The organism is Syntrophus sp. (in: bacteria), assembly GCF_040768185.1.
GTDB lineage: Bacteria > Desulfobacterota > Syntrophia > Syntrophales > Syntrophaceae > Syntrophus > Syntrophus buswellii.
The window spans coordinates 117,113-137,087 of sequence record NZ_JAXGNC010000004.1; the positions used below are offsets into that span (position 1 = coordinate 117,113).

Genomic DNA, 19,975 nt, shown 5'->3' on the forward strand with positions numbered 1-19,975 from the left:
CGCCCGGGAAAGCGGATCATCCTACTTCTTTTTCTTGGGCAGAGGCGGCTCGTACCCATCCGACAGGATCTTCAAAAAGGCGACGATGGCCGCTTCGTCCTCTTCCGTCAACTTCAAGTCCCCCAATTCCGCCGTGTTCACATTCTGGGCTACCTCCGGCGCGGGCCAGCAGTTTGCTTCCCGCGCTTCTGCCTCGGTGTAAGGTCCGGGACAAACCGGTTTTACGTCCCTCGTGTTGTAGAAGTGCACAATGCCCTCGAGGCTTTTGAAGTAGCCGTTGTGACCATAGGCCTTTACACCCCCATCAAAGTCCCTCAAGTCCACGTTGCGGAGAGTCGGGACCTTGTGCTTGCCCATGTTGGCGTCCGCATATTTTGCATAGTCCGGCCGCGTGGCAAGGAACCCACCAAGCCCAAGGTCGACAAATGTTGGATTGTCATCATAGACGGGGTTTTCCGGGTTTTTCGGGACGCCGAGGTTGTCATAGGTGAAATCGGTGAAGAGCGGGGCGCGGCCATCGATCACATGGCACTTGGAGCATTTTCCCTTCCCCTGGAACAGGGCGAGCCCCTTACGCTCCTGCTTGGTCAATTGCACCTTTCCCGGCAGCGAGTAGTCATATTTGGAAGAGAAGGCATTGACCTCCGTCGAAGCCTCATAGGCGGCGATGGAATAGCCGATTTTGTCATAGGCTGAAGCCACATCCCCGGTGCAGACTTCGGAACCCCAGACATTCATAAAAAGCGTCGCATAGCTGGAGCTGCAGACTCTTGTTACCACATCCTCCGGACTGCCAAGAGCCTGTTCCTTCGGGTTCAGAAAAGGGCCCAGGGCCTGTTCGGCAGCGGCGCTGCCCAGCCTTTCACCCGTGGCCCTGCCGTCCCAGAAGTTTCCTCCCGTGAACAGCCCTTTCTTGTCGACGTGGAGCACGGGGCTCTGCGTCGCATAGGCGGAGCTGGGCGGCTTCCGGTCCCCGAAAGCGCCAGGAATCGACCCCTCATAGACAGCCCCATGTGCATTAATGCTCGAATCCGGTCCCGTCCAACCGGCCCCCTGGGCATGACAGGTCGCACAAGACTGATTGCTATTGATGGAAAGGTTCTCATCGAAAAAGATCTTCTTTCCCAACTCTTCCTTACGGAGTGAGTGCCTGTGACGTAGAGATGGCGATCAATCCGACGAATAGAAGCAACATCGTGGAATAAAGCAGAATTTTGCCTTTCATGATCTTACCTCCTTATGAATGCTTGGTCCGTGTCGTCTGGTCACGGACATTCCGTTGTCGCCTCCTCTTCACCTCCTTTCAAAAATTGCGCGCCTGTGTCACCTCTTTTGCCATCCTGAAACCACGAAGGAAAGGATCCATTCAGCGGCAGCGGGGAATTCGGACCGGAACATGGGCGGCTGCATTCAACCGGAGAAGACCAGTAACAAAAAACGGGGGGAAAGAAAAAATGGATACGGTCTTTTCCTTCCTTAAAAATAAGCGGCATCATCGTGGGCCTGGATATCCATGGTTCAAGGAACCTTTTTCCACTGATAAGAATTATACGCATCTGGTCCTTAAGCTGTCAATAGCTAAATAGTCTTATAAAAACAAAGGTATGAATAGATAGCATCGCCCATTTGGCCTGATGCTCAGGCAGGAGTTGACAAGCCCGCAGACGGTATGTATATCTATAAGGATTCTGACGCGTTTTTTTTCAGCGGACAAGGAGCAATGACCAGGGGATGAACGAAAAGGAACGGAAAATTTCAGTCGGCCTGATTCAGACGGCCTGTGGACCGGACAGGAAGGGCAACCTGGGCCGCGCACTGGAAAAAGCGGACTTCGCCGCTGATCAGGGAGCGCAGATCCTCTGCTTCCAGGAACTTTTTACGTCCCTTTATTTCTGCGATCACGAAAACTATGACCGGTTCCAATGGGCTGAACCCGTTCCCGGACCGACCACCGAACGCCTGCAGGAGCTCGCCCGGAAACGGAACGTGGTCATTGTAGCCTCCCTTTTCGAGAAGCGGGCCGAAGGCCTCTACCACAATACCGCCGCCGTCATTGACGCGGGGGGAGAATACCTGGGAAAGTACCGCAAGATGCACATTCCCGACGATCCCGGCTACTATGAAAAGTTCTACTTTGCGCCGGGCGATCTGGGGTTTCGCGTCTTTTCGACCCGTTATGCCCGGATCGGGACGCTCATCTGCTGGGACCAGTGGTATCCTGAAGCGGCCCGGATCGCCGCCCTTATGGGGGCTGAAATTCTCTTCTATCCCACGGCGATCGGCTGGGCGACGGCACAGGATTCGGAAACCAACCGGGAGCAGTTCGACGCCTGGCAGACGATCCAGCGGGGGCATGCCGTCGCCAACGGGGTGCACGTCGTCGCGGTGAACCGTACAGGCCGGGAAGGAGAGATGCTGTTCTGGGGCGGCTCCTTTGTTTCCAACCCCTTCGGGTCGGTGCTCTGGCAGGCGCCGGCAGACAAAGAGGCCGTACATGTCCAGGAGATCGATCTGTCCCTGACCGGCTTTTACCGGACCCACTGGCCGTTCCTGCGCGATCGGCGGATTGACGCCTACGGGGATCTTTCAAAACGTTTCCTTGATTGAGCCCTTCCATCTCCTATGAAGACACCGAAAGAACTGGGGTATTATTTTCCCGCCGAATGGCATCCACACGCCGCCACTTGGTTGAGCTATCCTCACAACGAGGCTTCCTGGCCGGGAAAGATCTCGACGATATTCCCCGCCTACCATTCGTTCATCAAGGAAATCAGCCGCGGTGAGAGGGTCAACATCAACGTGACCGACGAGGCCATGGGCCGGCATGTCCGGGAGGAGCTGGAAAAAATCGGCGTCGATCCGTCTCGGATTTCCCTTTACCTCCATCCCACCAATGACGCCTGGTGCCGGGATCACGGCCCGGCCTTCCTGATTGCCGGACGCCCGGACCTCAGACCGCCGAAAGTCATCGTCAACTGGAAGTACAACGCCTGGGGGAACAAGTATCCCCATGACCTGGACAATACCATCCCCGAGCGGATCGCCTCGCTCCTCGATCTTCCGGTGTTTTCCCCCGGGATTGTCATGGAGGGGGGCTCCGTGGAGTTCAACGGCGCGGGGACGGTGCTCACAACCACGGCCTGCCTGCTCCACGAAAACCGCAATCCATCATTGAACCGGGAACAGATAGAACAGGCCCTGCAGGACTTTTACGGGGTCGAGCAGGTGCTCTGGCTGGGTGAAGGGATCGAAGGGGATGACACCAACGGCCACATCGACGACATGACCCGGTTCGTGTCACCCGATACCGTCATCACCATGGTGGAGCCCGACCGGAAGGACGCCAATCATTTCCCCCTGCACACCAACCTGCAAACCCTGAAATCGATGAGGCTTCTCAACGGCAAGTCCTTGAATGTCGTTGAAATTCCCATGCCGGATCCCGTCTATTACGACGGGCAGCGCCTGCCCGCCTCCTACGCCAACTTCTACATCTGCAATGCCGGTGTGCTCGTCCCCACCTTCCAGTGCCCCAAGGATTCGCTGGCCATCGACCTGCTCAGCCGATGTTTTCCCGACCGCCCGGTGATCGGCATCGACTCCGTGGAAATCATCTGGGGACTGGGGAGCTGGCACTGCCTCAGCCAGCAGGAGCCGGAGCGCCCCTCTCCTTGTCCTTAATCCCTTGAATTTGTAGCCCGATTATCCCACCCGTTTCACCCATGATCCCCCTGAACAGGCCGACACTCCGTAAAGAGTCCCTCCCGTCGCACCTGCTCAAAAAGCCACCCGCGCGCGCACGCCGAAGACCCAAAGGTCCCTGTTGTCCGCATCGCCGTTTGCATTCTTCACCCACTGGATGTCGGGGGAGATGCGGAAATGGTCGTGAACCTTCAGATTGTAATAGAGTTCCACGTGATGCTCGTTCCCGGAACGGATGCCGCTGTCCCGGTCGGTTTCTTCCCAGTCGTCACCGATGATGGCCATCCCGTACGCCAGGCCGATGACATCATCCTGCCGACCGTAGAATTTCCCCGAACACTTCAGCCCCGCGCTCCAGGCATGTTTGATCTGTGAGACGCTGCCGCGCTGCCATCCATACCGGGCAAAGAGAGTCAACAGGTCGGTAATCTCCTGGTCGAGGGACAAACCGATCCCGTAATTCTTCTCCCCGGTCTTGTCCGGATCCACCAGGTCGGCATGATCCTTGTTGTTGAACCAGCCGTAGAACCGATAATTCCCCTGACACTCGCCGATCTTCGGTTTGAAACCGATCTCTGCGATGGAAAAAACATCATCGAACAGGCTGTCCCCATCACCGTCCGCATCGGCAAATCCCACCCCGAACCCCAGGTCATCGCGGAGGGAGAACCAGATCATCGCCCCGATGCCGTTGTCATCGGGAAATTCCACGGCCAGGTTGTTCACGAATCCGCCGGAGAGGAACTGCGTCTTCTCGCAGTTGGCAACGGCATTCGTATCGAAGTCCGTTGTCAGATCGATCTTGCCGGCGCGAAAGCGCAGACGTTCTTTGAACCAGGTATGTTCATACCATACTTCCGAAAGACTGAGTTTGTCCTCTTCATTTGCCGTATCATTGAAACCCGACAGCGTCGGGAGATCGCCATCGATGCCATTCCCCGTTCCCGCCTCGGTCAGGAAGTAGAACTTGCCGGATTCGGCAAGCGGGAGTGACGCTTCCAGATCGAAGGAGAGCGTGCCGTCGGTTACGTTTCCTTTACGACTATGCCGCTTCTTTGCCCCTGCGGAACCTTGAACACCAGCCGTCGCTCCTCCGGCGATCTCGATCTTTTCGTACCAGCGCTTTTCCTCTTCCTTTTTCGAATCCGTTGCCGCCTGCTGTTCGAAAGCTTTCTCCAGACGTTCGAGTTTTTCCCTCAGGGCATTGATCTCCTCCCGCGAAACCGTGGATTCTTCAGCAAAGACGGCTGTTGAGGCCAGCAGGAGGACAAATCCAGAAATCATCCATATTACCAAGCGTTTCATATTCTTTATATTCCTTTCAACTGTTATCAATAAAAAAGGGTGCAACGAGCATCCGGCATTTTCTGCCGATCTCATTACACCCTCACTTCCCGGCTCCCAGCGCCGGGCCGTAGGTTTTATCCTGTCCCTTTCTGGAACTAGGCGATCTCTCCCAGAACTCTGGTCAACTTTTTCCGCAGCGCTTCAAGCTGCTTCGAACGGAAGGATTTTCTGCTCTCCTCCAGAACCGAAATGGCATCCAGCAACGTTTCCTTGAATTTATGCCGATGAGGGCAGCTTCCTGAAACGCACGAAGATAAAACCGGGATGCCACCCCCTTTCCTGAGTCCATCCAGAAGGTTCTCCTGATCCTTCAATGCCGCCTGGATCTCTTCGAGATTTCTTGCCAGGAGATCGTAGTGGTTCATTTTCCGCTATCCTGTTTGAAATCCGCTTCTCCCATCTCTCCGCGGGGACAGTCGGCACAGCCGCCCGCACAGTTGTCGCGGGAATTTCCGCCCGTCAGGGTTTCATAATAGAATGCCCCGATCCCAACAGCGGCCGCAGCGATTATGCCGGCCACAAGCACCATCTCCATGATCCCATCCCCCTCTCAGATCCCGATGCCCAGGAGTCTGCCCGTTTGAAAAACGATCACCGTGAGCACATAGGCCATCAGCGTCAGCCCTCCGAGCTGGAACAGCGCCCACCGCCACGAATTGCTCTCTCTCCTTGTCACGGCAATGGTCGCCATGCACGGTGCACTGACGAGGCAGAAGAGCATGATGCAGAAGCCGACCAGCGGGGAATAGGTGCCTTTGAGTTTGTCCCGAAGCGTTTCGGATTCTTCGTCCGCTTCCCCCATGGCGTAAACGATGCCCATCTGGGCGACGAAGACCTCTTTCGCGGCAAAGGCCCCGATGAGCGCCGTACCGATTTTCCAGTCGAATCCCATGGGTTTCAGAAGGGGCTCCAGGGCATGCCCGACGTTCCCGGCGATGCTGCCGCGCAGCGCCGCCTCCTTCTCCGCGTTGTCAAGAGCGGCGAGTTTCTCCGCCTTCTCCTCCTCCCCGATATTTTCCATCGCAACGGCCTGCCGGGCCTTTTCATAACGGCTGGACTCTTCAGCGGACAAGCCGGGGAAGGTCGTCATCGCCCAAAGCAGAATGGAGATCCCAAGTATGATGGTTCCGGCCTTTTTCAGATAGAGCCACCCCCGTTCCCACATGTGGATCAGGACGCCTTTGAGCGTCGGCAACCGGTAGGGCGGCAGCTCCATGACAAAGGGAACGGATTCGCCCTTCAGGACCGTGAGGCGCAGGAGCTTCGCACTGGCGACGGCCAGGAGGACGCCGATGACATAAATGATCCACAGCATGGGGCCATGCCATGCCTGCGGGAAAAAAGCCGGAATGATGAGCGCGTAGATCGGCAGCCGGGCGCCGCAACTCATGAGCGGAACCACCATCATCGTCGTCAGCCTGTCCCGCCGGTTTTCCAGGGTTCGGGTTGCCATGATCGCCGGTACGGAGCAGCCGAAACCGATGAGCATCGGGATGAAACTCTTGCCGTGCAGCCCGATTTTGTGCATCAGACGATCCATGATGAAGGCCGCCCGGGCCATGTAGCCCGTATCTTCCAGGATCGCGATGGCCAGAAAGAGCAGCAGAATGTTCGGCAGAAACACGACGACCCCGCCCACGCCGCCGATGACGCCATCCACCAGAAGGGACTTCAGCAGGCTTTCCGATCCTTCCGGCCACCACCCTGCCATTTGTTCCCCCATCCAGCCGAAGAGGGCTTCAAGCCAGCCCATGGGCGGATCGCCCAAGGTAAAGGTCAACTGGAAGACAAGGTACATCAACCCCAGAAAGATCGGAAGACCGAGAACACGGTTCGTGACGACGGCATCAACCCTATCCGACATGGTATGACGGATCTCGATGGTGGAGCGGGCCGCTTCCTGGCAGACACCGGATATAAATCCATACCGGCAGCCGGCAATGGTCGTCTCGGGTTGCTCCCCGAGGGTCTTCTCCACATGGGCCGCACTTTTCTCGATCTGGGCATGCACCTCCGGGGAAGCGACCGCCTTGCGCAATTCCCTGTCGTTTTCCAGCAGCTTGACGGCCAGCCATCGCGCATCGTATTTCCCGTTGAGTGAGTTCGCCATTTTGATGAGCGCTTCGATCGTGGCAATCTCTTCCTCAAGCTCCGGGCCGTAACTGATAGCCGCAGGCCGACCGTTGCCCGCGTTATCGACTCCCGACTCGCTTTTCCCGGCGGTCAGCACGATGGCGTCGAGAAGCTCTTTCATCCCGCCGCCCTTGTTTCCCGTCGTCTGGACAATCCGCGCCCCGAAATACCGGGAAATCTTCTCGATATCGAATTCATATCCCCGCGCCCTGGCCATATCGCTCATATTGAAGGCCAGCACGAGAGGCACGCCGAGTTCCATGAGTTGAACGGCGAGATAGAGGTTCCTCTCCAGGTTGGATGCATCCAGGATGTCCACGACCACATCGGGCATTTCGTCGAGAAGAAAATTTCTCGCCACGAGTTCCTCCGCCGAGTAGGCAGTCAGGCTGTACGTACCGGGCAGGTCGACGATCTTCAGTTCCGTATCTCCATGACGGAGGAAACCCTCCTTGCGCTCCACCGTCACACCGGGATAGTTCCCCACATGCTGGCGGGCACCGGTCAGGTTATTGAATATCGTTGTCTTTCCGGAGTTCGGGTTGCCTGCAAGGGCAACGACGATCTTTGATTTCATGGGAATTATCGTCCCTCCTCCCCAATATTAGCAAAACCATATAAATTTAGCTTGCCCTAAACTTTATGGCAAAAAAAATTATTCCACCACGATCTTCTGCGCCATGCCGCGGCCCAGCATGATCCGACTGCCCTTGACGGCAATAATGAAAGGCCCCCGGAAGGAATTCTGGAGCACTTCGATCTCCACGCCCGGCACCAGCCCCATAGCGGTCAACTGGCCCTGAAGTCCATGACCGGCATCCACGGCCACGAGCCTGACGCGCCTTCCCGGCTGTATAATGGTCAACGGCATAGGCAACACCTCACGGATAAATTCGACTGCAACCTACAGGGATTCAATCTCAACCCCCTCGGCTTCCTCTTTCCGCAGGGAAAGATGATAGCCTTTTACCTTGATATCAATGGGATCGCCCAGCGGGGCGATGCGTTCCACTTCGACAACGGCACCGGGAGTGACTCCCATTTCAACAATGCGCCTGCTTGTTTCTCCCCTGACCTTGATCTTCAAGACTTTTCCCTTCTGTCCGGGCTTCAGATCCTTCAGGCTTACGACAGTCATTGCTCGACGATCTCCTTTCCTCTTCTTCCTATTTCTGACCTCATCAAGGGTAACGGAAATGCATTTTTCACAATGTTCCTCTGTATCCCCCTGGTCGCAGTGGTGGCTGAATCCCGCAATCCACTTGGATCCGCCCCGGGGGCAGACCTCGATGAATTCGGCGAACTGGATGAACCGCTCCAGGATATCCCTGGGAATGGAATGCTCCATCTGGCAGGCCGCTTGATCGGCGTTGGTTTCTTCGACGGCGAGGACCTTGACGAAAAAATCACGCAGGACCTCGTGGCGACGGATGACATCCTTTGCCGCGGTTTTTCCATCGGAGGTCAGGGAAATGACATCATAAGGGGCGTAATTAATGAGTTTCTTTTCGGCAAGGGAGCGCAGGGCGCCGGTTACCGACGCATTGCTGACCTTGAGCCTTCTGGCGATGTCCTTCGGCCGCACCGCCTGTTTCTCCGCGATGATCTGGAAAATCGCTTCCAGATAATCTTCCAGACTGGCTGTCAGGGTATCGGTCAGAGTCATGCTGTATTTCCTCCAAGGCCTCTTCGGTATTAGTTGGCTAAACTTTTAAGGCATGACTAAACTTTTGTCAATCTCTTTTTCCTGGCATAAAACGGAAAGAATCCGCACGCACCTGCCTTGGCGCCATCACCGCCACTGCCAGAAATACACCAGCAGAACGCCCGCCAGCAGGATCCGGTAGACTCCGAAGGGAATCAGCCCATGATGCGTCAGCCACTTGACCAGCGCCTTGACGGAGATCACGGCGGTCAGCCAGCTCACGGCCAGGCCCACCGCCAGGGTCAGCATGCCTGCGGAATCGCCCAGGACATGCCAGTTATTGTATGCGGAATACAGTGTCGCCGCCCCAAGGGTGGGAAGAGCCAGCAGAAAACTGAACTCGGCGGCGGCGACCATGTTGAGGCCTGCGATAAGCCCGGCGATCATGGTGATCATGCTCCGGCTTGTGCCCGGCCACATCGAAACCACCTGGAGAATCCCGATAAAAAGGGCTTGCCGGTACAGCATGGAATTGACGTCGGATATCCAGGGCCGGTTGCGGTTCCGGATCCAGAAGAAATACTCTGCGGCAATCATCAGAACGCCGCCTGCCACCAGGGCGTACACCACGGGAAGCGGCCCGAACAGATACGTTTCAATGGGCCGGTGAAAGAGCTTCCCGAAAACGGCGGCGGGAATAAAGGCAATCAGCAGGAGGCCCAGCAGCTTGAGCCCCTGCTGCTCGGAATCCTCAAGGGAAGAAACAGGACGCCGGCCTGCAACAGCCATGAGAGCCCCCTTCAGCCCGGCAAGCATCTGCCTCACACGCTTGCGATAAAGCCCTAAAACGGCGAGAATCGCCCCGAGCTGGATGACGATATTGAAAGAATCCAGGGCATCGTTCTTGTCCATGAGAGCCCCCAGGGGACCCCGCATTTCGCTGAATTCGGTCATGCCCAGGGCGTGATTGGCCAGGATCAGATGGCCCGTGGAGGAGATGGGAAGATATTCCGTGACGCCTTCGACGATGCCGAGCACAGCGGCTTCCCAGACAGCGATCTTTCTCTCGGACGCAGCAGGGCATCCGGGTTCCGGAGCCGCTGAGCCGACAGAAGCCGCCGCAAGAACCAGCGCAATCAAAATTCCGAACAGAACGAATCGGAAGCCGTTTCTCATGTTATTGCACTCCCTGACGTTCCTTTCCGCTTCCCGGGCTTGCGCCGGAATAAAATCTTCATGCCCTGCCGAGTTCAAGCACCTTCTCCTTTTCCGCCCCTTCAGACTTCATGGATCGATTCTCCCGCACAGAATTCTGGAACCGCTTTTTTTTCAGCGCAATCGCTGTCCCCTTTAGCATTTCGCAAACGCATCATCCAGTCAAAAAGGAGCGCTGAAAGGATGACGATTTTTCCGAGGGATTTTCTGATATGAAAAAAACGCGGACAGACGGCTGGAAATGGTTCCAATGCACAGCGGAAATTCACGGCGATGGAACAGGTTCGCCCGGCACCCTGCTCTTACGGAAGCCCCTGAATGCCGTAATCTCTTTTCGCTTTTTTTAAATCCACGGCCAAAAGACGCTTCCTCTTGTCCACAAAAACCCCTTTGGACGAAAGGGCATCCACGAGCCCCGGCTCCATTCTCATCAGTTTTTCCAGGCGTATCCTGGTTTTTTCCTTGTTCAATCGATAGTCTCCACCCGGGGCATCGTTCATCGAAATCCCTTCCCAGTCTCCCTTTTTGAAAGACCATGCAAGGATTGTTTCATCTTCGGGCAGGGAAAAGAGCACAACCCGCAGTTCCTCTTTCCCCATGACGTTCTTCACGTTGCCGCTTTGCAGGACGGCCTGCCTGCTCAACGCCCCGATCAGCAGGGCTGCTTCAAGAGGGGAAGCCTCCCGTTGCGCCAGCACCTGACCGGTGGGCCTGATTTCGACGATGTCCCTTTGGAAGAGCTTCCGACCTTCGGTTTCCGCATCCACATCAATGCCCTCCACCCCCTTGAACAGGTTTTCGAAGCAGGCCTCGAACCAGCGATCGACAAGCTGTGGAGCGCCATCCGAAGTGCGAAAGCGGCTCAATATTTCGCCTGTCCGCTTTCTAACGGCGTTCTCCTCGGAAAACACCCAGGCGGTCAGCGAGGCGGCCAGGAAGTCGCGAGACACCATGCCACCCTCCGGCGTCCTGATATCCCAGGTAAACTTGTTTTTTGAAAGGATCTTTATCCTGGCTGGATTCGCATAATAGCTTGTTTTCCGATCCCAGCTGAGAATTTCCACGTTGACGTTCAAGACCGTGTCTTTCACTTCCTCCGCGGTGAACTCAAAGCGGGGCTCTACCGGCGGACTCGGCCACCAGGCGTCATCCTTGCTCTTGGGAATCGTGAACACATTGTCATCGGGATGCCGTACGACAACGGGCACATCGGCCCTCTCGTGCAATTGGAAGGTGATGCGAACCACCAAATCGGCATTGGTCCTGTTCTGCACCCAGAACTTGAACCAGTAGAGGGGATTATCCCTGGTCTCCAACCCGACATTATTTTTGAGGTAATAGGGAATCGTTTCGTAGGTGATCTTTCCGGGCTCCACTTTCAAAGGGGTGACATCCTGTTTCGCCTTCTGCCATTCGGCGGTGGGAAGGAGGTCACACATTTTCAGCAGGCCAAGCAACGTCGATACCAGAACCAGGATCTGCGTGATGATGCCCGGCCAGGTTTTCAGGAACTGCAGCATCGTGCCGTTCTTCTCATCGGTTGTCGGCATAGTCCTTCAATCCTTGAAGAGTCCGATGGCATCGACCACCATCAGGTCAGCCACGGTCCTCCGTGTAAAGAGGCGCGTTTCTCTGGCCCGTATCGTTTCAATGATGTACTCGACATCTTCCAGCCTGCCCAGATCCTTCCAATACCGTTTCCATTGGAGAACGTTGCCCAGCCCCGCGTTGTGCTCCATGAGAGCAAAAAGAACATGGCCGTCATGGTGAGGGAGAAGCTCTTCATTGAACCATCGCACTCCCAGGCTGATACTCAGTGTCGGGCTGAGCAGAAACGTTTCCCTTGAGGGTGCGCCGCTTTCCAGAAGCAGATCCCATCGAGCGTTCAGGCTGTCAAAGGTGGAGGGAATGAACTGGAACAATCCCAACGCACCGGCTTTTGAAAGTGCGGTCGAACAGAAGAGGCTTTCCCGTCGAAGAATGCTGTAGACGAGTTCCGGGCTCACCTGATCCCCGGCCCCTGCCTGCTGGGTGGCCGCCGCAAGAATCTCGTTCCGGAAACACGGGGGATAGGCCGTCGCCAGGTAAAACGCGCGGCGTTCCATGGCGGCCCGCTGCTCGTTGCGGCTTTTTTCGGGAATATCCCTCCCCTCAATGATAATGGACATGGACAGGGGCAAGTCCCCAGCCTGGCCGACTTTGTCGGAAATCTCCAGGTAGTTTGCTGCAATATCGTCTCGATCATCCAGTGACTCGGCCGCCGCAAAGGCATCCTGCCGCAGGGCGAGCAGCACAGAGACCTGGGGGAAAAGGCCGGATTGCTCCAACTCCTCAACGGTCAAATCCTCCAGGCGCTTTGCCGGGATCCGTTCCCGCAGCCGCTGATAGGCTCCGTACACAGCCCGGTATAATCCCGTGTCGAGCGCCGCTTTCAGGCGGAGGTGATAGGCTGACCGTCCCGACAGGTGCACTTCGTGCCTGCTCCCGTTATAGAGGCTTCGCAGTTCCTTCCGGGTCTCCTCATCGGGCAGGAGAGACTGCGAAGCCCTGTTTCCCATGCGCAGGTGCATCCGGGCCCGGAGGGCGTAGTAGTCAAAGGGGCTGGTTTCGATAACTTTTTTGAAATATTCCTGTGCCCGCCGGTGGTCGCCCCGGTCAGCCGCGATTCGCCCCATCCAGAAGAGGGCATTGAGGTGATAGGGCCCCTCCGGGACTCTCCGCTCAAGATCCTGCAGGAGGGCCTGGGCAGCCTCCCTGCCCTCTTCGCCGTTTCTCCCGTATAACATCATGGCAGGATCCATCCCGGAGTAGCTCGCAAAATCGCTGCGCCCCTTGAAATTCCTCAACTCTTCATAGCGCTGCAGGGACCGGTCGACCTCTCCGGAATAGTGATACTCCTGGGCAAGTTCATAGAGGGCGTCGTCCGCACGGCTCCCGAGAGGGAAGTCCGTCAGGATTCTCTCAAAAGCCTTTAAAGACAAGGACTTTTCTCCTTTCACTCTCAGAGCGCGCCCCATGGAATACAGGGCGTTCTGGGCCAGATCGGGATCGTGGGCCGAATCGGCAACCTCCGACAACCAGGCCAGCTTCTCTTCACGGTGGGCTTCTTTATAGGAGCTTTTCATCATGGCCAGGTAGAACGTTGCTTCCGCCCGGACCTGGAGATTTTCACCCTTCCGGGCCTCTTCCAGGAACTTCGCGGCATCGGAATAGCGCCTCAACTCGTACAGCCGGCGCCCGCGCAGAAGGGCGACATGGTCCTCTGATGCCATTCCGGAAGCCACCAGCCCCTGGAGAAGCGTTTTTTCGGATTTGCTCAGATCAACCGCCCTGGCAACAGCCAGGTAGTCGAGAAAAAACCTCTGCGCTTCCTTTGGCATGCCTGAACGCTCGGCAAGCAGGGCCGACTGCCGTTTTATGTCTTCTTCGAGCATGGGGAGCGACTCCAGGACGGGCAGGCGAAACATACCCCGGGCCAGCCGGGCCTTTAACACCTTGTCCGCCGAACTCAGGAGCCGGGAAACATCCCTTGCCTCCAATCGCGGATCGGAATTGCGAAGCTGCAGGAGACGCCATAAGGCGACCCCGGCAAGACCGCTCCCTCCCCATTTTTCCCTGGAGGAATCCGCGGCAGACCAGGAGACGATTTTTTCGAAACAGATCTCGGCTTCCCGGATCTCCCCTCTCAACCGGCGCACTTCCCCCAGGAGAAACGTATAGACCGGCCAGAGAGGGGACTCCTCTCCAACGTTTCCGCCGATAGCCTCAAGTCGATTCATGTCGGCTGATTTTGCCCTGGAAGCGTCTTCCGTGTAGACAAGCATCTCCGTGAGATCGATCGGGAGCGTCTCCTCCTTCGCCCGACAACCCGCGAAGGCCAGGCAGAGGATCACCAGGCCCAGGAGGCAAAGCGCCCACCTTCGGTTTGCGTTGGATTCCTGGTGTGGATGAAAGACCTGCAAGGAGGAAGGAACAAAACGCAACGCTTTCAGGGAGACCCCGATCTCTTTGAACAGGAAGATCCCCATTGAAACTCGACGTTTTTGTTGAACACACAGAAAGGTCATTGCCGTCTCCCGTCCATTTAACAATACACCCCGAGCATGCTTCCAGAGTTGATTTTCAATGGTTTCTATTATGTTATCTCCCTTTCATTATTGCAATTGATTTTCTGGGAACCAATTCACGGTGACATTCCGGCCAGGTTCAAATCCCGCCCGTGTTTTCCGAGACGATCCCTGAAATCAAGTGCCGGAGGCCGAAGCACAGGCTTTCTTTGCTGCAGGGTTGGTTACAGGCCTGTACGATCAGGGCTTGTATTGCGGCGGGAAACAGCGGCGGGAATATGGCCGTCGGCACGATGCGCGGACAGAGATGTGCCGGGGAGAAAACCGGGGATACCGACCTCACAACGGGAACCGGCCACAAAAAGCAGGGGGCTGCCCGATGATTTACCGGGCAACCCCCTGCTCAGTTTGATCAGTTTGGAAAAAACAAAGCCTACTTGGGGATTTCACTCAGGGGAATGCCGATCGCATCGGCGACCCCTTTTCCGTAATCCGGATCGGCCTTCATGCAGTTGCCGATGTGGCGGAGCTGGACCTCCCTTGTCGCTTCAGCGATGGCGCGGGCGGTGTTTCCGAAGAGGGCCTCCTTCTGCTCCGCACTCATGAGGCGGAAGAGCTTACCGGGCTGTGTGAAGTAATCATCGTCGTCCTCGCGGAAGTTCCAGTTCTTGGCATCGCCATAGAGCTTGAGCGGCGGTTCGGCGAAGTCCAGCTGCTCCTGCCACTCGCCGTAGCTGTTGGGCTCGTAGCCGATCGTTGATCCGTAGTTGCCGTCCACCCGCATCTGGCCGTCGCGGTGATAACTATGGAAGGGACAGCGGGGGGCGTTGACGGGGATCGAGAGATGGTTCACGCCGAGCCGGTAGCGCTGGGTGTCGCCATAGGAAAACAGGCGGCCCTGGAGCATCTTGTCGGGTGAAAAACCAATGCCGGGAACAACGTGGGCCGGGTTGAAGGCCGCTTGTTCGACCTCTGCGTAGTAGTTTTCCGGGTTCTTGTTCAGTTCCATGACCCCCACTTCGATGAGGGGATAATCGCCGTGATACCAGACCTTGGTCAGGTCAAAGGGATTGTAGGGATGATTCAGGGCCTGCTCCTCCGTCATGATCTGGACGTACATGGTCCAGCGCGGAAAATCACCGTTCTCGATGCTGTAATAGAGATCCCGCTGATTGCTTTCCCGGCACTTGGCGATCACAGCCTCCGCCTCCGCATCGGTGAGGTTTTTGATCCCCTGCTGGGTTCTGAGGTGGAACTTGACCCAGTAGCGCTCGTTTTTAGGGCTGATGAAGCTGAAGGTGTGGCTGCCGAAGCCGTGCATGTGGCGAAAGCTTGCCGGAATACCGCGGTCGCTCATCACCACGGTCACCTGATGGAGGGCCTCGGGCAGGGACGACCAGAAGTCCCACATGCTGTTGGCGTTGCGCAGATTGGTGCGCGGGTCGCGATGGACGACATGGTTGAGGTCCGGGAATTTGAGAGGGTCGCGGAGGAAGAAAACGGGCGTGTTGTTGCCCACCAGGTCCCAGTTGCCTTCCTCGGTGTAGAATTTAAGCGCAAAACCGCGAATGTCCCGCTCGGCGTCGGCAGCGCCTCGCTCTCCAGCCACCGTGGAAAAGCGTGCAAACATCTCCGTTTTTTTGCCGATCTCGGAAAATATTTTTGCCTTCGTGTACTTGGTGATGTCATGGGTGACGGTGAAGGTTCCGTAGGCGCCGGAGCCCTTGGCGTGCATCCGCCGTTCGGGAATCACCTCCCGATCGAAATGCGCCATTTTTTCCAGGTACCAGACGTCCTGCAGAAGCTGTGGCCCTCGCGGCCCGGCGGTCACAATGTTGTTGTTGTCGACAACGGGGGCGCCGGCCCGGGTCGTTAATTTCTTCTTTTCAGCCATTGCTTTTTCCTCCCTTGAAATGGTTTTGTTCCGGAAGAAAACCGGAAAAGGTTGGTTGTCACGTCCACAATGTCCGTCATTATAGTTTGATAGGAATCTATCCTAATTAAAAGAAAAAGGCAATCGTTTTTATTTTAAATTTTTTCAGGAAGTTCGTTGAGACACTGACCGCAAATGCCGTAGATGACGATGTTTTTGGAATCGATATTTCCCCAGTCGCTGACATCAGGGGGCAGGGAGACGTCATCCAGATGAGGCCATGAAAAGTCGGAGATTTTTCCGCACCGGCGGCAGATGAGATGGTGGTGGCGAGCAAAAGTTGCCTCGAATCGGGACAGGCTTTCCGCCGTCTCGACCCTGCTGATCAAGCCGTGATGTGCGAAGGTGGCGAGGGTCCGATAGACCGTGTCCAGGGAAAGATTGGGCAGATTCCGTCGCAGGCGCCGGTGCAGCGCCTCCGCCGTGGGATGGTCGGTGGACCGCACGAGTTCCTGATAGATTTCCAGCCGCTGGCGGGTTACCTTGAGTCCGGCCTTCCGGCAGATTGCCTCAAAATCAACACTTTTTTCCTGTAAGGCTTCCATACTTACCCCGCAGACCCCATCATACCGGGCATTGGACCGTAAAAACGACATTCGGAAGAGAAACGCTGGAGATAGGAGATCGTAACAACTCAATAAAACTAAAGTATGCAGGCAAAAGTGTCAAGAAATAAAGTGAGCATCTCTCCGTGAGTTCGAGCCGGCAGGACCCGACCTCGATCTTTGATTTGACATCGAACCTTTCTTGTAATACGTCTCCTCCCGGGAGTCCGTCATTTAAAATAAGGAAACAACCAGTTGTTTATACCATGAAATCCGATTTTCTCTTTTATCCCCTCTTTCAGGAAGAGATCAACCGCCTCGTCCAGCATCCCGGGAGGAAAGAGGCCAGATACCTTGTGCGCATCGAGAAGGAGGTGGCTTTGCCCGATCCGGTCCTCGATCTTGTCCTCTCCTGCCCGGTGCCGGAAAAATTCTACTACAGCGCCAAGGACGCCCCCTTTGAACTCGGGGGATTGGGAAGCGCCCTGGTGATCGAGGCCGCATCGGGCGGCGAAGTGCTGGATGGGTTCCGCCGCTTGTGGAACCGGGATGAAACCATTCCCGTCTTCGGCGGCTTTGCCTTTGATGTCGAGGAAGAGCCCGCTCCCGAATGGCGATCCTTCGGACGCTACCGGTTCACGCTGCCGCTCGTTGAGATTTTCAGATCCCCCGGGGGCGCAAGGATCCGCGTCAATCATATCAATAATAAAAGGCTGCCCCGGGAGCATGTCCTCCGGGAACTGACGGACGGTCTGCAATCCCTGGACGCCCTGCCCCGCCTTTCCCCGGCAGCAGGCCAGCCGGTCCCTGCGGAGAGGACGCTGATCCCTGAAAAGCCTCAATGGAACAGGATGATCAAAAAGGCGCTCCGGACCATCGTCGAGGGGGATTTGAAAAAGATCGTCCTGGCCCGGAAGAAGGTTTTCACGCGGAAGGATCGCTGGGATCCTGTTCAGATTGCCGCGGTCCTGGCGGGAATTTCAGAGATGTCTTCGCTCTTTTTCTACCAGATCGAGGACGGCGTTGCGTTCCTGGGCCGTTCCCCGGAGCGGCTCTTCCGCATGCAGAACGGGATCCTCCTGGCGGATGCCATCGCCGGAACGCGGACCCGGGGGAAAAATCCATTCGATGATCAACGCCTCGAGGCGGAATTGCTGAACACCCCGAAGGAGCTGGAAGAGCATCGTTTTGTCGCCGGCTTCATCGAGACCAGGATGCATCAGCTCTGCGCGGATGTGCAGGTAGAATCCAGGGAAGAGATCCTGAAGCTGAAAAATGTTCAGCACATCATCACCCGGTATTCCGGCCGGTCGCAGCAGAATTTCTCCCCTTTGGCCATTGCCGAAGCCTTTCACCCCACCCCCGCCGTGGGCGGTTTTCCCCAGGAGGAAATCCGTTCGTGCCTTCGCCGTTATGAACCCTTCCAGCGGGGATGGTACGCGGCCCCCATCGGCTGGATGAACCGGAAAAACGCCGATTTCTCCGTCGGGATCCGCTCGGCCCTGGTCAACGGGAAGTCGTTGCATATTTTCGCCGGAGCCGGTATCGTCTTGCAGTCAAACGCCCATGCCGAATGGAAGGAAACGGAAAAGAAGATGGACAACTTTGCCGCCATCCTGGGAGAAATCTGATGCCTCCCCTGCCGCTGTCCGATAATCTCAATCTGCTGTGGTCGTCGCTGATCGTCGCCGAACTGATCAAGAACGGGCTGGACACGTTTTTTATTTCTCCCGGCAACCGCAATGCCCCCTTGATCTCCGCCCTGGCCCATGAGGACCGGGCCAGGAAGAAGGTCTGCGTGGACGAGAGGGCGGCCGGATACCGTGCCCTCGGTCATGCGAAGGCCACAGGCCGTCCCGGCGTATTGGTCTGCACCTCCGGAACGGCGCCGGCCAACTATTACCCGGCGGCCATTGAAGGTTTCCGGGACGAGGTCCCGATGATGATCCTCAGCGCGGACCGCCCCCCGGAGCTCGTGGGAAGCGACGCCAACCAGACGATTGTCCAGCCGGATCTTTACGGGTCCTATTGCCGGGACTCCCTTTTCCTGCCCTGCCCCTGTGCTGATTATCCCCTGGAGGCCCTGCTGGCCAAGATCGATTACCTCGTTACCGCGGCAACCGGTCCGGTCCACGTCAACTGCGCCTTCCGGGACCCCCTGGTGCCGGGCCTTCCCGACCCTCAGCCGATTCCCAAAGGGCTGCTGGAGATGGCAGAGCGTCTGTACAGCCGAAGCAGGCCCTACACAAGCTACCCCGCCCCGGAGATGATGATCCGCGACATGGACGGCATCGCGGCTAAAATCGCCGCCACCTCCAGGGGGCTGGTGGTCATCGGCCGCCTCGATGGGCCTGAGGATATCGAAGCCCTCGAATGGCTGGTCATGACCCTCGGCTGGCCGGTGTTCTGCGACGTCTCTTCGTCCATGAAGGGGATTCTTCCGGCGACCCGGCAGCTCTTCAGCCTGGATCACCCCGAAGCCATCCGGTTGATCGCGGAATACTCCCCCGAAACGATCCTGCAGTTCGGTTCCGGTCTCGTATCCAAGCATTACTACGCCACCCTTCTGCCTCAAAGCGAGGCGGAGGTGATCCAGATCTGCCCTCGGAAGGGGCTGCGCGATCCCGCCCATCGGGTGAACAGCCGCATCCTGGTTTCCGCCCATGCCTTTGTAGACGCCTTGAATCTTCAGAACGATCTGTCCCTGGACAGGGTGGCGCGACTGCGTCTTCTCGGTCCCATGGAAACCCTCTACCAGCTCATGGAAACCCTCTTTGCCCGGAAGGTCTTGAGCTTTCCCGGAATCGCGGTCGACATCCTTGCCGGGATTCCCGACGGGGAGGGCCTGTTCCTGGGAAATTCCCTGGTCATCCGGGCCTTCGATGCCGTCCGTTCCCCCTTTCCACGGAGGATTTCCGTTATCTCCAACCGCGGGGTGAGCGGGATCGAGGGAAATATCGCCACGAGCGTCGGCTTTGCCGAAGCCTCACAGCGGCGGGTGACAGCGGTGATCGGCGACATCTCCTTTCTTCATGATCTGAATTCCCTCCTGCTTCTCGCCGGGAGCACGACACCCGTCATCCTCGTCGTAATCAACAACGGGGGGGGAAGGATTTTCGAGAGGCTCCCCATCCGCAATTTTCCCGAGATTATCGATCCTTACATGACAACCCCCCATGGCATGACCTTCGAGCGGATGGCAGCTCAGTTCGATCTGCCCTATTTCAAGGCGGGGACACCGGGGGAACTGGCTCATCATTACGGCCAGGCCCTGAAGCTGGAGCGTTCCGCCATCCTCGAAGTGATCCTGTCCCCGGAGGAAGATCTGAGAACGTTTGCGGACATGCAGCAGATCCGCCTGCCATAACCCCATTTCAGAAAGGAAAGA

Annotated in this window: 16 protein-coding genes; 4 read left to right on the top strand and 12 right to left on the bottom strand. The window is 56.9% G+C overall.

Features of this window, described 5'->3' with window-relative positions; all coding sequences use genetic code 11:
• Positions 1 to 21: 21 nt before the first annotated feature.
• Positions 22 to 1,128, bottom strand: coding sequence for a cytochrome-c peroxidase (locus AB3175_RS06110; RefSeq protein ID WP_367360058.1), 1,107 nt, complete (start codon positions 1,126 to 1,128; stop codon positions 22 to 24).
• Between the two features lie 603 nt (positions 1,129 to 1,731).
• Between AB3175_RS06110 and AB3175_RS06115 the strand changes: the two genes are divergently transcribed.
• Positions 1,732 to 2,607: a carbon-nitrogen hydrolase gene (locus AB3175_RS06115; protein ID WP_367360059.1), complete on the top strand. Its 876-nt coding sequence runs from the start codon at positions 1,732 to 1,734 to the stop codon at positions 2,605 to 2,607.
• A 15-nt stretch (positions 2,608 to 2,622) separates the two neighbouring features.
• A complete protein-coding gene (locus AB3175_RS06120) occupies positions 2,623 to 3,681 on the top strand; it encodes an agmatine/peptidylarginine deiminase (RefSeq protein WP_367360060.1) in 1,059 nt (352 codons plus the stop codon).
• A 96-nt stretch (positions 3,682 to 3,777) separates the two neighbouring features.
• Here the strand turns inward: AB3175_RS06120 and AB3175_RS06125 are convergent, their stop codons facing one another.
• The 11 genes from AB3175_RS06125 to AB3175_RS06175 form a co-directional block, all read right to left on the bottom strand.
• Positions 3,778 to 5,007 carry a carbohydrate porin gene (locus tag AB3175_RS06125; RefSeq protein WP_367360061.1) on the bottom strand — a complete coding sequence of 410 codons (1,230 nt, stop codon included), beginning with the start codon at positions 5,005 to 5,007 and terminating at the stop codon, positions 3,778 to 3,780.
• 137 nt (positions 5,008 to 5,144) lie between these two features.
• Positions 5,145 to 5,414: a hypothetical protein gene (locus AB3175_RS06130; protein ID WP_367360062.1), complete on the bottom strand. Its 270-nt coding sequence runs from the start codon at positions 5,412 to 5,414 to the stop codon at positions 5,145 to 5,147.
• Positions 5,411 to 5,584, bottom strand: coding sequence for a hypothetical protein (locus AB3175_RS06135; protein WP_367360063.1), 174 nt, complete (start codon positions 5,582 to 5,584; stop codon positions 5,411 to 5,413). Before AB3175_RS06135 ends, AB3175_RS06130 begins: the two co-directional genes overlap by 4 nt.
• 15 nt (positions 5,585 to 5,599) lie before the next feature.
• Positions 5,600 to 7,759: a ferrous iron transport protein B gene (gene feoB, locus AB3175_RS06140; protein ID WP_367360064.1), complete on the bottom strand. Its 2,160-nt coding sequence runs from the start codon at positions 7,757 to 7,759 to the stop codon at positions 5,600 to 5,602.
• 78 nt (positions 7,760 to 7,837) lie between these two features.
• The gene (locus AB3175_RS06145; protein ID WP_367360065.1) at positions 7,838 to 8,053 is read right to left on the bottom strand and encodes a ferrous iron transport protein A; all 216 of its coding nucleotides are present in this window, start codon (positions 8,051 to 8,053) and stop codon (positions 7,838 to 7,840) included.
• A 33-nt stretch (positions 8,054 to 8,086) separates the two neighbouring features.
• Positions 8,087 to 8,848: a DtxR family transcriptional regulator gene (locus tag AB3175_RS06150; protein WP_367360066.1), complete on the bottom strand. Its 762-nt coding sequence runs from the start codon at positions 8,846 to 8,848 to the stop codon at positions 8,087 to 8,089.
• A gap of 126 nt (positions 8,849 to 8,974) precedes the next feature.
• Positions 8,975 to 10,003: an undecaprenyl-diphosphate phosphatase gene (locus AB3175_RS06155; RefSeq protein ID WP_367360067.1), complete on the bottom strand. Its 1,029-nt coding sequence runs from the start codon at positions 10,001 to 10,003 to the stop codon at positions 8,975 to 8,977.
• A 341-nt stretch (positions 10,004 to 10,344) separates the two neighbouring features.
• Complete coding sequence (locus AB3175_RS06160) at positions 10,345 to 11,592, bottom strand: hypothetical protein (protein WP_367360068.1); 1,248 nt, start codon at positions 11,590 to 11,592, stop codon at positions 10,345 to 10,347.
• A 6-nt stretch (positions 11,593 to 11,598) separates the two neighbouring features.
• Positions 11,599 to 14,109: a transglycosylase SLT domain-containing protein gene (locus AB3175_RS06165; RefSeq protein ID WP_367360069.1), complete on the bottom strand. Its 2,511-nt coding sequence runs from the start codon at positions 14,107 to 14,109 to the stop codon at positions 11,599 to 11,601.
• Between the two features lie 433 nt (positions 14,110 to 14,542).
• Positions 14,543 to 16,003: a catalase gene (locus AB3175_RS06170; protein WP_367360070.1), complete on the bottom strand. Its 1,461-nt coding sequence runs from the start codon at positions 16,001 to 16,003 to the stop codon at positions 14,543 to 14,545.
• Between the two features lie 134 nt (positions 16,004 to 16,137).
• Positions 16,138 to 16,587, bottom strand: a complete 450-nt coding sequence (locus AB3175_RS06175) for a Fur family transcriptional regulator (RefSeq protein ID WP_367360071.1) — start codon at positions 16,585 to 16,587, stop codon at positions 16,138 to 16,140.
• A gap of 266 nt (positions 16,588 to 16,853) precedes the next feature.
• On the opposite strand from AB3175_RS06175, the gene AB3175_RS06180 reads away from it, so the two are divergent.
• On the top strand, positions 16,854 to 18,218 hold the full coding sequence (locus AB3175_RS06180; protein WP_367360072.1) for an isochorismate synthase MenF: 1,365 nt from the start codon (positions 16,854 to 16,856) through the stop codon (positions 18,216 to 18,218).
• The gene (gene menD / locus AB3175_RS06185) at positions 18,218 to 19,954 is read left to right on the top strand and encodes a 2-succinyl-5-enolpyruvyl-6-hydroxy-3-cyclohexene-1-carboxylic-acid synthase (protein ID WP_367360073.1); all 1,737 of its coding nucleotides are present in this window, start codon (positions 18,218 to 18,220) and stop codon (positions 19,952 to 19,954) included. The genes AB3175_RS06180 and menD overlap by 1 nt, the downstream gene beginning before the upstream one ends.
• The last annotated feature ends 21 nt before the right edge of the window (positions 19,955 to 19,975 follow it).